Raw genomic sequence first — 14,141 nt, 5'->3', positions numbered from 1 at the left:
ATGGCTCAATCGAAGTCGATCGCATGCAGGTGACTGCCATGGCGCTTCAGCCAGGTCTTGGCCTCGTCCATATCAGGGCAGAGCTTGCGGCAGAGCGCCCAGAAGCGCGGGCCGTGGTTCATTTCGCGCAAATGCGCGACCTCGTGGGCGGCGAGGTAGTCGATCACCAGCGGCGGCGCCATGACGATGCGCCAGGAGAAGCTCAGATTTCCCTCGGACGAGCAGGAGCCCCAGCGGCTGCGGGTATCCTTCATGCTGATCGAGGAGACGGGCGCGCGGATCGCTCCCGCATGCACCGCCACCAGCCTTTCCAGATCGGCGCGGGCCTCTTTCTTGAGGAAGATGGCGATGCGCCGGCCGGCATGTTCCGGCATGCCGCTGACGCGCAGGACCGGTACGCCGTCGATAGTGGTCGCCTCGGTCAGGCCGCGCAGGGTGCCGGTGTGCTCGATGCGATGGCGGATGCCGCGCAGAAGGATTTCGCCGCCGCTCCGCAGGCTGCTTTCGGTGGAGAATTTCGCGAGCTTGGTCAACAGCCAGCCCTGATGCCGATCGAGGAAGGCGTTGATCTCGCGCGCGGCAAGACCGCGCGGAATAGTCATCTTCAGCGCCCGCCCGCCGGGCTCGATCCGCAGCGTGATCCGTGTCGCCCGCTCATTCTGGCGAATTGTCAGCGGCATCAGCCGGCCGGCAACGTCCAGCGTGCGCGTTTCCGGCGCGGGCGGTTGGGGAGCGGATCGGCGGGATCTGGACAGAAGCGGAAACATGAAAGGCAGTTTTATACGATTCGCTCGGGTTTCTGGCAAAGAAAAACCGGCATCGTCGGATGCCGGTTTTATGGGGGAGTTGGCTGTCGATTACGACGTCTGGAATTCCGGAGCCGGGCCGTTATCGTCATTGCGCTTGACGTTGTTACGGTCGCGCATGAAGCGGTCGAACTCGTCCTGATCCTTGGCGCGGCGAAGCTCGCGGACATAGGTGTCGAACTCGGCGCGCATTTCATTGAGCTTGCGGCGTTCCTCTTCAAGGCGCTCCAACTCTGCCCGGCGCCAATCGTCGAAGGCGACGTTGCCAGTGGAGAAATGGGCGCGGTGACGGCCACGGTGGCGACCACAGCCGGAGAAGCCGTTAAACACGCCGTCGGCCTTCTCGTTCACATCTCGTTTGAAATCCCTCAGGCGTTCGCCGAAGAGAATATAGGCAAGCATGGCGAGACCGAGCGGCCAGAAGACCACGAAGCCAAGCACCATCAGAGCAATGGTAGCCGGAGTCCAATCCGGGCGAAGCAATGCTGACTGGTTCATCGTGAGGTATCCTCGCAGTAAGTCGGTTCGACCACATGCCGAACCGCTGGAATCGAGATGGTTACCTCGTCTCGGGCCTTCAATGGTATTTGCCCGGGAAATCGGACAAGTGCTTGAATCCGGCCCGATAATTCAACAAAAGCTAATTGTTTGCAATCTTGGGGCCATCTCAGGCGGATTTGCCGCCCTTGATCACACGCTTGACGACCGGCTTGCCGCTGCGCGCGTGCTCGCGGGCGAAGGCAAGAATGCGCGGCGCGATCTCGCGGCGGAAGCGCGAACCGTTGAAGACGCCGTAATGGCCGACATCGGGCTGCAGGTAGTGCATCCGCATGTCGTCGGGAATGTTCGTGCAGATGGTCTGCGCCGCTCCGGTCTGGCCGACGCCGGAAATGTCATCGTTTTCGCCCTCGACCGTCAGCAGCGCCACATTGCGGATGGCTGAGGGATCGACGGGCTGGCCGCGATGCATCAGCTCGCCCTTCGGCAGCGCATGCTTGATGAAGACCTCATCGACGGTCTGCAGATAGAATTCCGCCGTCAGATCCATGACCGCCAGATACTCGTCATAGAAGTCGCGGTGCTTTTCCGCCGGCTCGCCGTCGTTCTTGACGAGGTGCATGAAGAAGTCCTTGTGGGCGATCATGTGCCGGTCAAGGTTCATCGACATGAAACCGGAGAGCTGCAAAAAGCCGGGATAGACCGGCCGCATGAAGCCTGGCTGCGGCCAGGGCACGTTCATGACGACATTGTCGGCGAACCATTCCAGCGACTTGTCCTTGGCGAGCTGATTGACCGCCGTCGGATTGATGCGCGTGTCGATCGGGCCGCCCATCAGCGTCATCGAGGCAGGCGAGAGGGGATCGCCGGCCGCTTCCATCACCGCGGCCGCGGCCAAAACCGGTACCGAGGGCTGACAGACGGCGACGACATGGGTGTCGGGGCCGAGATGATGCAGCATCTCGATGACGTAATCGATGTAATCCTCGAGATCGAAGGTGCCCTCGGTCATCGGCACCATGCGGGCATCGATCCAGTCGGTGATGTAGACATCGGCGCCCGGCAGCAGCGCTTCGACAGTGCCGCGCAGCAGCGTCGCATAATGGCCGGACATCGGCGCGACGATCAGGATGCGCGGATCGCTGCCGTGACCGGCGGGCATGCTGCGCTCGAAATGGATCAGATTGCAGAAGGGCTTCTTCCACGCGATCTTTTCGTAAACCGAAACCGGCCGGTCGTTGATTGTGGTTTCATGCAGCCCGAATTCCGGTTTGCCATAGCGCCGCGTGGTGCGCTCGAACATCTCGAGACTTGCCGTCATCGTGCGGCCAAGCATCGTATGGGATAGAGGATTGAGTGGATTGGCATAGGCCAGGCGCATCATGTCGGCGGCGGCGCGGAATGGCGCGAGGGCGGCATGATTGAGTTCATAAAGCTGATAAAACATCGGAAAGCGTCTCCTCTCGAGAAGCTGGTGCCAAGCCTCGAAAATCAATGATTTCCAGAAAGCTTAAATGCGCCTTTAAGCGTTACTGCGTCCTCCGCAACGTGCTCCCGAACACGCTACACATCAGATAACGACCGCTCCCCACGCGTGATCCTCATCCTTCAAGCCAAGATAGCATCTTTTGCTGCAAAGCAACATAAATTTTGCGTCGCACCAACCGGCAAAAATGCCGAGGAACAAATTCCCCGGCACCCAGAATGGTCTCAAAACCTTAACGCACCGATTATCAGGCGTCGGCAAGGAAAGTCTGGCGCTGCGCGCCGAGGCCTTCCATGCCGAGCTCGACGACATCGCCGGCCTTCAGGAACTGCGGCGGCTTCATGCCCATGCCAACGCCTGGAGGCGTGCCGGTGGAGATCACGTCGCCCGGATGCAGCGACATGAACTGGCTGAGGTAGGAGACGAGATAGGCAACGCCATAGACCATGGTCTTGGTCGAGCCGTCCTGCATCGTCTTGCCGTTGACCTTAAGCCACATGCCGAGATTCTGCGGATCGGCAACTTCGTCCTTGGTGACGAGCCACGGGCCGATCGGGCCGAAGGTGTCGCAGGACTTGCCCTTGGTCCACTGTCCGGAACGCTCGGTCTGGAAAGCACGCTCGGAGACGTCATGCGAGACGCAATAGCCGGCGACATAATCCAGCGCATCGGCTTCGCTGACATATTTAGCCGTCTTGCCAATGACGACGCCGAGTTCGACTTCCCAGTCGGTCTTTTCCGAGCCGCGCGGGATCAGCACATTGTCGTTCGGGCCGACGATGGCCGACGTCGCCTTCATGAAGATGATCGGCTCGGGCGGCACCGCGGCGCCGGTTTCGGCGGCATGGTCGGAGAAATTGAGGCCGATGCAGATGAACTTGCCGGTGCCGGCAACGCAGGCGCCAATACGGCCTTCAGCCAATTCCGGCAGGCTCTTCGGATCGAGCGCGGCGATCTTCGCGAGGCCCGCGGGCGAAATCGCCTCGCCGCCGATATCGGCGACATGCGCGGAGAGATCGCGGATCTTGCCATCGCTATCCAGAAGCGCCGGCTTTTCCTTGCCGGCTACGCCAACACGCAACAATTTCATAGGTCTTCCTTCCCTGCATTTTAAAAGACGAGATTGATTTCATCATATATGAACGAATTATTCACCAGTGTCATCAATCGATTTCGAAGCATAGCACGTCCTGTTTGTCCGTATCGGAACAACAGCTTTTCCTATGTCGACGGCAAAGACCGCGCAATCTCGACAATCGTCGCGAAGGCCACATCGATATCTTCCGCCGTGGTTTCGAACTGACCGGCCTGGAAACGGATAACCAGCCGGCCAGCGACACGGGTCTGTGTTAGATAGATACGGCCGTCATTGTTGATCGCCGCGATCAGGCGCTGGGTATGGCTTTCCTGATCGACACCGTCGGGCGCCTTGTGATCGAAGGAGAAGAGCGACAGGAACGGTTCCGTGACGATCTCGAAATCCGACTGCGCCGCCAGACGCTTAGCCAGATTTTGCGACCAGGCGACGTGATTTCGGATCATCGCCCGCAGGCCTTCAAGCCCATGATAACGCAGCAGAAACCAAATCTTCAACGCCCGGAAGCGTCGACCAAGCGGCACCGACCATTCGGAATAGTTGGTGATGCCGTCATGACCGTGGGTGCGGAGAAACTCCGGATGGATCGCTAGCGTGCGCACCAGGGATTCCGGATCGCGGATGAACTGGACCGAGCAATCGAACTGCGCGCCGAGCCATTTATGTGGATTGAAAACGATGGAATCGGCCTGCTCTACGCCCTGCCACAGCGTGCGGAATTCCGGGCAGATCATCGCTGAACCGGCCCAGGCGGCGTCGACATGCACATAGAGACCGTAACGATGCGCCACCTCGACGACCGCGGCGATATCATCGCAGGCACCGATGCTGGTGCCGCCGACACAGGCAATCACGCCGGCCGGCAATAGGCCGGCCGCACGATCCCGCTCGATCGTCGCCGCCAGCGCCTGCGCATCCATGGCGCTGCTCGGCCCGCTGGAGGGGATGCGGACCAAGTTGTCCCCGCCAATGCCGGATATCCAGATGGCGCGGTCGATCGAGGTGTGGACCTGGTCGGTGGAATAGATCCGGACCGTCTTGTTGGCCACAAGGCCTTGCTTGTTGCCCTGCCAATCAAGCGCCTTTTCTCGCATCACCAGCACGGCCGCGAGCGTCGCCGTTGAGGCGGAATCCTGGATGACGCCTGTAAAATTGTCGGGCAGACCAAGCGCCTGGCGCAGCCAATCGACGACCTTTGTTTCCAGTTCGGTGGCCGACGGCGAGGTCTGCCAGAGCATACATTGGGCGGCGATGGCGCTGACCAGATATTCGGCGACAACCGAGACCGGGGCCGCATTGGCGGGGAAATAGGCGAAGAAGCGCGGATGCTGCCAATGGGTCATCCCAGGCACAAGAATATCCTCGAAATCCTTGAAGATATCCTCCATGGATTCGCCGGATTCGGGTGGAAAATCAGCGATATGCGCCGCGATTTCGCCGGGCGCCGTCTGTGCTCTGACCGGTCGGTCGCGGAGCGATGCGCGATAATCCGCACCCCAATCCGCCGCTTTTCCCGACCAGCGCCGAAACTCCTCCCAGTCCATGACGGCCTCCGTTCCACCGAAACGAGGCGGACCTTAGACCGGTTTTGGGAGATGGTCGAGTATCAGAAAAGCCCTATAACTGGCCACCGCCGAGATCGGCTCTCCTTAAAATAACGGAATGTTGAAGCAGACTGTCTACCTGGCGGAGCCGGATGCGCCTATGTAGGAAAACCTGTCGTTCAAATTCCAGTTATTGGAGTGTCCCATGCCCACCTCCGTTTCCTCCGTGAAAACCGACCATGCCAGCCGCTATCTGCAGCAGCTCTGCAAGCATTGGAGCCACAAATTCACCATTGAATTCAACGAGACCGCCGGCACGGTGCCCTTCAACCCCGGGGCCTCGCTTGAATTGGCGGCGGATGCCACCTCGCTGCTGATGACCCTGCATGTCGAGAATCCGCAGGACCTTGACCGCATGCAGACTGTCGTTGCCGATCACCTGAAGCGTTTCGCCTTCCGCGAGGAGCTCGACGTGGTCTGGACTGCGGATACGAGCAAGGTATAGATTTCACGCGTATTCCCCCAGGGCTTGTCGTCGACCCTCCCCCACAGCTCCGCGGCGGCCTCCTTCAGATGAAAGACTCCCGATGACATCCAGCAACAACCGCGAATCGCAATATCCAATCGACAAGCTCTTCCTTGATCGCTGGTCGCCCCGCGCCTATTCCAACGAAACCATGCCGGAAGCCGACCTGCTGACCATTCTGGAAGCCGCCCATTGGGCGCCGTCCGCCTCCAATGTGCAGCCCTGGCGTTTCGTCTATGCGCTGCGCGGTTCGGAGAACTGGGACAAGTTTCAGAGCCTGCTGATTGAATTCAACCAGGGCTGGGCCAAGTCTGCCGCCGCCCTGCTTTTTGTCGTCTCGCGCACGCATAGCGGCGAGCTTGGTTCCGCCGAGCAGAAGCCCAGCTACAGCCACTCCTTCGATGCCGGCACGGCTTGGGGTTTCCTGGCAATCCAGGCGCACCTGGCTGGCTATGAGGCCCACGGCATGGGCGGTTTCCATGTCGAGAAATCCTATGAGGTTCTCGGCATTCCCGAAGGCTTCCGCGTCGAGACAGCCGTTGCGATCGGCAAGATCGGCGACAAGAGCCAGCTCCCGGAAAAGCTCCAGGAACGCGAAACCCCGAACGACCGCAAGCCACTTTCCGAACTTGCCTTCAACGGTACCTTCATCGCCAAGTAATTGATCTTGAAATGAAAAGGCCCGCCTGAAAACCAGGCGGGCCTTTTTCGTTCGTCGGTATTCCGACAATCAGATGTCGAGGTTTGCGACGTTCAGCGCATTGTCCTGGATGAATTCGCGCCGCGGCTCAACCTCGTCGCCCATGAGCCGGGCAAACAGACCATCGGCATCGGTCGCGTCAGGGACTCTCACCTGCAGCAGCGAGCGTGCGTTCGGATCAAGCGTCGTTTCCCAAAGCTGCTCGGCATTCATCTCGCCGAGACCCTTGTAGCGCTGCATCGTGAGACCCTTGCGGCCAGCGGCAAAAACCGCTTCCAGCAGCATGCCCGGACCGGAAATCTCGATCTCGCCGTCCCGGCGCGCGAGTTTCGGCGGCTGGTCGTAGACCTCCTTGAGGCGCGAGCCGACCTGATCGATCAGACGCGCGTCCTGCGAGCCGATCAACGCCATGTCGAGAACGACGACTTCCTTGACGCCGCGCACCATGCGTTCGAAGCGCAAGCCGCCTTCGCTGGTCACGGTACCGCCCCAACCGCGTTCGGTTTCCTCGGCAATCATATCCAGCCGCCGGGCGACATCGTTCACCAGACCTTCGGCGCGCGCCGGGTCGCTGACGAGTTCGGCGTTAAGAGCGCCGGCAATTGCCGCCTGCTCGACGACAGCGCGGTTGTAGCGCGAATGCAGATTGCCGAGCAGCGTGCGCAGACGCAGGGCATCGGAGATCAGTTCATGCAGATCCTCGCCGGCACGAACTTCACCTGTGCCGAGCCGCAGGCTGGCATCGTCCAGACCCTGGCCGATCAGATATTCCTCGAACGCCTTTTCATCCTTCACGTACTGAACGGACTTGCCGCGCGTCACCTTATAGAGCGGCGGCTGAGCGATGTAGAGATGGCCACGCTCGATGAGAGCGGGCATCTGGCGGAAGAAAAAGGTGAGCAACAGCGTGCGAATATGGGCGCCGTCGACGTCTGCGTCCGTCATGATGATGATCTTGTGATAGCGCAGCTTGTCGGCGTTGAACTCATCCTTGCCGATACCGGTGCCGAGTGCCGTGATCAGCGTGCCGATTTCCTGGCTCGACAGCATCTTGTCGAAACGGGCGCGCTCGACGTTGAGGATCTTGCCGCGCAGCGGCAGGATCGCCTGGTTTTCACGCGAACGGCCCTGCTTGGCCGAGCCACCTGCCGAATCACCCTCGACGAGGAAGACTTCGGACTTCGCCGGATCGCGTTCGGAGCAATCGGCGAGCTTGCCGGGCAGCGAGGCGATGTCGAGAGCGCCCTTGCGCCGGGTCAGTTCACGCGCCTTACGGGCGGCTTCGCGGGCAGCAGCGGCTTCGACAACCTTGCCGACCAGCACCTTGGCATCGGCCGGATGTTCTTCCAGCCAGGTGCCAAGCGCTTCATTGACGAGGCTTTCGACCACCGGACGGACTTCCGAGGAAACCAACTTGTCCTTGGTCTGCGAGGAGAATTTCGGGTCGGGAACCTTGACCGACAGCACGGCCGTCAGACCTTCGCGGCAGTCGTCGCCGGTCAGTGTTACCTTTTCCCTTTTGGTGATGCCCGATGACTCGCCATAGGAGGTGATCTGACGCGTCAGAGCGCCACGGAAGCCGGCCATATGCGTGCCGCCGTCGCGCTGCGGGATGTTGTTGGTGAAGCAGAGCACGTTTTCGTGGTAGCTGTCGTTCCACCACATCGCCACTTCGACGGTGATGCCGTCCTTTTCGCTGCGGATGGAGACCGGCTTGTCGACCAGCGGCTTCTTGGCGCGGTCAAGATATTTGACGAAAGCCTCAAGGCCGCCGTCGTAGAGCATCTCTTCCTGCCTGACGTCGGAATGGCGCTTGTCGGTGAGCAGGATACGGACGCCGGAGTTCAGGAACGCGAGCTCGCGCAGGCGATGCTCCAGCGTACTATAGTCGAACTCCGTCATGGTAAAGGTTTCCGTACTCGGCATGAAGCTGACTTCGGTACCGGTCTCGGTACCGGCATCGCCCGTCACCTTCAGCGGCGCATCGGCGACGCCGTGCGTAAAGCTCATTTCGTTGACCCTGCCCTGACGGCGGATCTTCAGCTTCAGCCAGACGGACAGCGCGTTGACGACGGAGACGCCGACGCCATGCAGGCCGCCGGAGACCTTGTAGGAGTTCTGGTCGAACTTACCGCCGGCGTGGAGCTGGGTCATGATGACCTCGGCAGCCGATATGCCTTCGCCGGTGTGGATATCCGTCGGGATGCCGCGACCATTGTCGGTGACCGTCACCGAACCATCGGGATTGAGCGTGACAGTGACGAGATCGGCGTAGCCACCCAGCGCTTCATCGATAGCGTTGTCGACGACTTCGTAAACCATGTGATGCAGACCGGAACCATCATCCGTATCGCCGATATACATGCCGGGACGCTTGCGCACAGCGTCAAGACCCTTCAGGACCTTGATGCTGTCTGCGCCATACTCGGCATTGCCGTCGTTTTCGGTTACGGATATGTCGGTCATTTATTGAAGTCTTTCCAGTGTTTTAGAGAACACCGCCGATCGTTAACGAATCAGCAGTTTTTCTTTCCCTGAATATAGGATGTTTCGTCCGCAACTTCCAAACGGAAGGCCCCTATATGGGGTATAAAACAGGGGATTAAGGCGGTTTTCAGCCCCTTTTTCCGGCATTTTCCAGAACCAAGGACAGTTCCCTGATGGTGGTCGCGTCGAGATTGCGAATCCGGTCCGCCAAGCGGTTGACAAAGGCCGTATATTCTGGTGCCAGCCCCGAGGTATCAACCACGATGCGCGGGTCGGAGAAGCGCGCCAGAAGGAACAATTCCTCGGCTTCGTCCCAGATGATGTTGAAATATCCGGCGATGCGCTGCAATAGATCGAAGGTCGGCGTGCCGCGCTTTCCGTGCTCCAGGGCGGATAAATAAGCCGGCGTCACATTCAGCGCCGCCGCCATGTCCTTTTGCGAGACACCCTTGCGTGCCCTGAGTTTTCGGACCGCTTCGCCAAACGGAGTCACGGCCTGTCCCCCTTTGGCCGCGACAGGCGGATATAGAGGGCGCCCTCGCCGCCATGGTGCTGCGCCGCCGTCTCGTAGGAGGAAATCAGGAAGCGGAATTCCGGCTTGGAGAACCACAGCGGCACGGCGCGCTTCAAGGCGCCGTCGCTGCCCATGGAGCTGCCCTTGCCGGTGATGACGAGCACATGGCGAAGACCGCGCTCATGCGCCCGGAACAGGAAATCCAGAAGCATTACATGCGCCTCGCTCTGGATCAGCCCGTGAAGGTCGATACGCGCCTCCAGCGCCAGCCGGCCCTTGGCAATCTTGCGCTTGACCGGCCGTTCCAGCGGATGATGCGTGCCGGAGGGCTGTTTTGCCATCGAGGGCGGGTTTTGCTTATCGGCGGGTGTCGGAGCAACCTTCGCCTTTTCGGCGCGTGCGGTCTCCTCCGCCCTTGCCTCTGCAGCCAGAACCTCGTCGAAAGCTTCCATGTCGGCATGCCGTCCTGGCATGGGCCGGGTACTTTTCGCCACCCTGCCCCAGAGGACACGTTCATCCGAACTGAGCTTTCGCTCCTTGCTTTTGCGTTCTGGGGCCATCAGCCAAACCTCTGAGCTGCCGCCTTTGGAACCAGTATATAAAAATCCGCGTCGTTGCGCACGGTACCGGCAAGCTCCCCAGCATCGTAGCCGGAACCGGTGAAGATATCTCCACGGGCCGGGCCGACGATCGCCGAACCGGTGTCGAGCGCCAGCATCAGCCGCCCGAAGGGCTGGCCGGCGTCGAGATGGGTCAGGCTTTCCGACTGGATGAAGAAGGGAAAACCGAATGTGTGGATCAGCCGGTCGACGGCCAGCGAACGGCCAGCGACCAGCGGCACTTTCGCCGCCGCGATCGGCCCGAGCACGGGATCGCTGACATCGGCCTCGCGGAAAAAGATATAGGACCTGTTGTGCCACAGGACTTCGTCGACCTCTTGCGGATGGGCGTAGAGCCAGTCGCGGATCGTCTGCATCGAGATCGTGGCACGGTCGAGCAGGCCGCGCTCGATGAGCAGGCGACCAACGGCCGAGAAAGGATGTCCGGCCTTGGCGGCGTAGGTGATGCGGCCCATGCGTCCATCAGGATATCGCAACCTGGCGGCACCCTGCACATGCACGAAGAAGACATCGACCTTGGATTTCGCCCAGGCGATCTCCAGGCCCCGGTCCTCCAGATAGCCGCGATCAATCTCGCCCCGGTCGGGATAGGCGGAGATAACGCCGTCGTTTAGCCTGCCGAACATATAGGACGGATCCAGCTCGGCGGGCCTGTTGGCATCGTCTAGATCGATCAAGTCATTCGGCCGAGGATAGAAGGGATAGCGATAGGTTTCGTCCGGCGTCGCGGAAACGGTAATTTCCGGCTCGAAAAAGGCGGTGACGAAACCTCTGCCGCCATCGCCGCGGCGAACGAAAAAGGGCTGGCAACGCTCCTCAAAGAAAGCGCGGGCTTCGGCTGCGTCGCGAGGCTCGTAATCTTCGGCATCGTCAAGCAGGGTCAGCAGGTCATTCGCAGTCAGACCGGCGGCACCGGTGCGGTAGGGCTTTATGTCCCTGACATGGGTCCGACAGTCCCGCATGGCACGAAAAAGGCTGGAGGGATCATCATCCCTCCAGCCCTTCAGATCGGCGAAGGTTGCCGGCTCCAGCCTGAAATCCTTCGATGCGGTCGTCATTGCTCGGATTCGGTCGCCACGAGTTTCCAGTTGGGATCGCGAGAGCGGCTGTCACGGGCAAAGGTCCAGACATCGCTGATCTCCACCACGGACTCGGCATCGCCATCGATCAGCGTACCGGCCTTGTCGTAGGTCGCCGAAATCATCTGGCTGACGATGCGCATCGTCACCGTGGCTTCCGTGTCCTTCATCTCGGCGCTGACGATATCAGCCTTGTCGATGCCGACGAAGGTGGATTTCACCTTTTCACCCTTGGTCTCGCGATCGGTAATGGCCGCATCGAAGCCCTCATAGACCTCACGCGACAACAGACCCTTCAGCGCATTGCGGTCGCCATCTGCAAAAGCCATGACGATCATCTCATAAGCCATGCGGGCGCCGTTGACGAATTCCTTCGGATTGAAGCTCGGATCGGCCTTGTTCAATTCGCGCAGCGAATCATTGAGCGGCGTGCCGGCGGGCGTGAAGGCATCGATGGCGGCGAAGCGATCCTCATCCTCGCTCGCATCGCGGCGCGGCAAGGTCACGACCTTGCCGGCATCCGGCGCAGTCGGGCCGTTGGCCTGATCAGGCGAACCATAGAGATCGCGCGGCGGCTTCTCATTCCCCGTGCGGCGGCCAAGGACGCTGCGCAGCTGAAAGAAAATCAGCACCGCTGCCACCAGGAAAAAGATCGTCACAAAGTCGTTTGCACCCATCTCGTGTCGGAACCACCATTAAAATTAAGAGTTTCATTCCCCATATAGTCCGCATCCATCTATCATTCAAATAGCGGACCGGTATCTTTATTATATGCGATGGACTAACGCTTTAGCATGATCCCCTAAAGTGTGACGCGGTTTTCGAGCCAAATCATGCTAAGTCAAAGACACGCCCGCTTTCAGGACACCGTAACATGCGCCTATCCCTTGTTCCTATCTTCGTCTTTCTAATGCCGCTTGCCGAAATCGCCGGATTTATCGTCGTCGGCAAGATGCTCGGTGTGTGGGCGACATTGGCGCTGGTCATCCTGAGCGCCGTCCTGGGCGCAGCTCTTCTGAGAATTCAGGGCATCGGCATTCTGCAGCGCATTTCGGCCGAAAGCCGCAATGGCGGTGACCCCGGCCGCGAGATGGTGCATGGCGCCATGATCGTTGTTGCCGCCTTTCTCTTGATGCTGCCCGGCTTCCTTTCTGATATCATCGGCCTGCTGCTCTTCATTCCCGCCGTGCGCGATCTCGCCTGGAAGGTTCTGCGCAAGCGTATCGTCGTTCTCGGCAGCACGCGCCCCTTCCGACGCGGACCGGGACAAGGACCCGGCCCGAATGCGGGTCCCGGTCCTCAGCCCAAGCCGGCCGGGCCTGGGCAGGTCGTCGATCTGGACGAGACCGATTTCCATCGCGAGCCCAATCGCAGCTCGCCCTGGTCGGACCGGAAACGCCTTGAAGAGTAGGGCAAAAGGGTCAGGATCGCCTAGGCCTTAAGGGTTGTAAGCCCTTATTCGAAATGCTAGATGGCGACACCTATTGACGTCAGAGGAAACCCCATGGCCAACGAAAACAGCAACGGCGCAGCCAGCCCGAGCCTTACCATCCTTGCTCAATACACCAAGGATCTTTCCTTCGAAAATCCAGGTGCACCGCGCTCGCTGCAGGCCCGGGAAAACGCTCCCGATATTAACATCAATGTCAACGTCAACGCCAATCCGCTGTCGGATTCCGATTTCGACGTCGTGCTGACGCTGAATGCCGACGCCAAGGATGGCGACCGGGTTCTCTTCCATACCGAGCTGGTCTATGGCGGCGTCTTCCGCATCACCGATTTCCCGCAGGAACATATGCTGCCGCTGCTCTTCATCGAGTGCCCGCGCCTGCTGTTCCCCTTCGCCCGTCAGATCATCGCCGACATCACCCGCAACGGCGGCTTCCCGCCGCTGATGATCGACCCGATTGATTTCGCGCAGATGTTCACGCAGCGCATGGCCGAGGAACAGGCCCGCGCCCAGGTCTCGTCGGTTCCGAACTAAGCCTTCGGGCATTCCATCGATGGAAATGAAAATGCCCGGATCAATGTCCGGGCATTTTCATTTGACGGATTGAATTGTGGCCTTCAATTCGAGACGCGATATTTCGACCAGATGCCTTTTTCGCCGAGCTTGGCCACGAGGGCAGCATGCGCGGCCTCTTCCTCTTGGCTCACCCGGCTTGGCAGGGGTTGAGGCCGCGCCAGAATATCCGTGATAATGTCCTGCATATCCTCGTCCCGACGCGAGCGCGCGGACGAACCGTTGCTGCTGCCGAGCCCGAGCGCCGTCTGCCTGCCGCCAATCATTTCGATATAGACGTCTGCCAGCAATTCGGAGTCGAGAAGCGCGCCGTGGCGCGTGCGGTGGGAATTGTCGATACCGTAGCGCCGGCAGAGCGCATCCAGCGAGTTCGGCCCCATCGGATGCTTGCGCCGCGCCATGGCCAGCGTATCGATCACCATATCAGGCAGGATCGGCGGCCGGCCGAGCCGGTTAAATTCGGCATTGACGAAGCCCATGTCGAAGGTGGCGTTGTGGGCGATCCACTTGGCTCCCTCGAAAAAAGCAAGGATCTCATCGGCGACATCGGCAAAGGGCGGCTTGTCCTTCAGGGACTCGTCGGTGATGCCATGCACGGCCAGCGCGTCCGGATGAACCTTGCGGTCGCCGGGATTGATATAGAGATGCAGGGTCTTGCCGGTCGGAAAGTGATTGAAGAGCTCAATGCCGCCGATTTCGATGATGCGGTCGGCCCTGTTGTCGAGCCCGGTGGTTTCCGTATCGAAGATGATTTCGCGCATG

15 protein-coding genes are annotated in these 14,141 nt (G+C 60.1%); 4 read left to right on the top strand and 11 right to left on the bottom strand.

Going from position 1 to position 14,141, the window contains the following annotated elements:
* Positions 1-5: 5 nt before the first annotated feature.
* The 5 genes from EX00_RS02655 to EX00_RS02635 all read right to left on the bottom strand — a co-directional run bounded on the left by EX00_RS02655 (position 6) and on the right by EX00_RS02635 (position 5,430).
* On the bottom strand, positions 6-767 hold the full coding sequence (locus EX00_RS02655; RefSeq protein ID WP_047453863.1) for a M48 family metallopeptidase: 762 nt from the start codon (positions 765-767) through the stop codon (positions 6-8).
* A gap of 90 nt (positions 768-857) precedes the next feature.
* A complete protein-coding gene (locus tag EX00_RS02650) occupies positions 858-1,304 on the bottom strand; it encodes a DUF2852 domain-containing protein (RefSeq protein WP_047453861.1) in 447 nt (148 codons plus the stop codon).
* A gap of 169 nt (positions 1,305-1,473) precedes the next feature.
* Positions 1,474-2,751, bottom strand: a complete 1,278-nt coding sequence (locus EX00_RS02645) for a polyhydroxyalkanoate depolymerase (RefSeq protein WP_047453859.1) — start codon at positions 2,749-2,751, stop codon at positions 1,474-1,476.
* 286 nt (positions 2,752-3,037) lie between these two features.
* Positions 3,038-3,880, bottom strand: coding sequence for a fumarylacetoacetate hydrolase family protein (locus EX00_RS02640; protein WP_047453857.1), 843 nt, complete (start codon positions 3,878-3,880; stop codon positions 3,038-3,040).
* 131 nt (positions 3,881-4,011) lie between these two features.
* Entirely contained in the window at positions 4,012-5,430 is a 1,419-nt protein-coding gene (locus EX00_RS02635; protein ID WP_047453855.1) for a pyridoxal phosphate-dependent decarboxylase family protein, read from the bottom strand.
* A gap of 205 nt (positions 5,431-5,635) precedes the next feature.
* Here EX00_RS02635 and EX00_RS02630 point away from each other — a divergent pair, with 205 nt between their 5' ends.
* On the top strand, positions 5,636-5,935 hold the full coding sequence (locus EX00_RS02630; protein ID WP_047453852.1) for a DUF2218 domain-containing protein: 300 nt from the start codon (positions 5,636-5,638) through the stop codon (positions 5,933-5,935).
* Positions 5,936-6,017: 82 nt separating this feature from the next.
* A complete protein-coding gene (locus tag EX00_RS02625; RefSeq protein ID WP_047453851.1) occupies positions 6,018-6,617 on the top strand; it encodes a nitroreductase family protein in 600 nt (199 codons plus the stop codon).
* Positions 6,618-6,686: 69 nt separating this feature from the next.
* Here EX00_RS02625 and gyrB read toward each other — a convergent pair whose 3' ends face one another.
* The 5 genes from gyrB to EX00_RS02600 all read right to left on the bottom strand — a co-directional run bounded on the left by gyrB (position 6,687) and on the right by EX00_RS02600 (position 12,033).
* Positions 6,687-9,122 carry a DNA topoisomerase (ATP-hydrolyzing) subunit B gene (gene gyrB, locus EX00_RS02620; protein ID WP_047453848.1) on the bottom strand — a complete coding sequence of 812 codons (2,436 nt, stop codon included), beginning with the start codon at positions 9,120-9,122 and terminating at the stop codon, positions 6,687-6,689.
* A gap of 148 nt (positions 9,123-9,270) precedes the next feature.
* The gene (locus tag EX00_RS02615; RefSeq protein ID WP_047453846.1) at positions 9,271-9,636 is read right to left on the bottom strand and encodes a helix-turn-helix domain-containing protein; all 366 of its coding nucleotides are present in this window, start codon (positions 9,634-9,636) and stop codon (positions 9,271-9,273) included.
* Positions 9,633-10,217: a Smr/MutS family protein gene (locus EX00_RS02610; RefSeq protein WP_047453844.1), complete on the bottom strand. Its 585-nt coding sequence runs from the start codon at positions 10,215-10,217 to the stop codon at positions 9,633-9,635. Before EX00_RS02610 ends, EX00_RS02615 begins: the two co-directional genes overlap by 4 nt.
* Entirely contained in the window at positions 10,217-11,335 is a 1,119-nt protein-coding gene (mltA, locus tag EX00_RS02605) for a murein transglycosylase A (protein ID WP_047453842.1), read from the bottom strand. Before mltA ends, EX00_RS02610 begins: the two co-directional genes overlap by 1 nt.
* The gene (locus tag EX00_RS02600; RefSeq protein WP_047453840.1) at positions 11,332-12,033 is read right to left on the bottom strand and encodes a Tim44/TimA family putative adaptor protein; all 702 of its coding nucleotides are present in this window, start codon (positions 12,031-12,033) and stop codon (positions 11,332-11,334) included. The genes mltA and EX00_RS02600 overlap by 4 nt, the downstream gene beginning before the upstream one ends.
* 197 nt (positions 12,034-12,230) lie before the next feature.
* On the opposite strand from EX00_RS02600, the gene EX00_RS02595 reads away from it, so the two are divergent.
* Together EX00_RS02595 and secB are read left to right on the top strand one after the other, a co-directional pair.
* Positions 12,231-12,767 carry an FxsA family protein gene (locus EX00_RS02595; RefSeq protein WP_047453838.1) on the top strand — a complete coding sequence of 179 codons (537 nt, stop codon included), beginning with the start codon at positions 12,231-12,233 and terminating at the stop codon, positions 12,765-12,767.
* A 93-nt stretch (positions 12,768-12,860) separates the two neighbouring features.
* Positions 12,861-13,340: a protein-export chaperone SecB gene (gene secB, locus EX00_RS02590; RefSeq protein WP_047453836.1), complete on the top strand. Its 480-nt coding sequence runs from the start codon at positions 12,861-12,863 to the stop codon at positions 13,338-13,340.
* An 83-nt stretch (positions 13,341-13,423) separates the two neighbouring features.
* On the opposite strand, the gene dnaQ is transcribed toward secB, so the two are convergent.
* Positions 13,424-14,140 carry a DNA polymerase III subunit epsilon gene (gene dnaQ, locus EX00_RS02585; RefSeq protein ID WP_047453834.1) on the bottom strand — a complete coding sequence of 239 codons (717 nt, stop codon included), beginning with the start codon at positions 14,138-14,140 and terminating at the stop codon, positions 13,424-13,426.
* Position 14,141: the final 1 nt, after the last annotated feature.

This window comes from Martinezella rhizogenes, assembly GCF_000799715.1.
Lineage (GTDB): Bacteria > Pseudomonadota > Alphaproteobacteria > Rhizobiales > Rhizobiaceae > Rhizobium > Rhizobium rhizogenes_C.
Note: the sequence above shows the minus strand (reverse complement) of the source record. Positions and strands in the feature narration are given on the sequence as shown.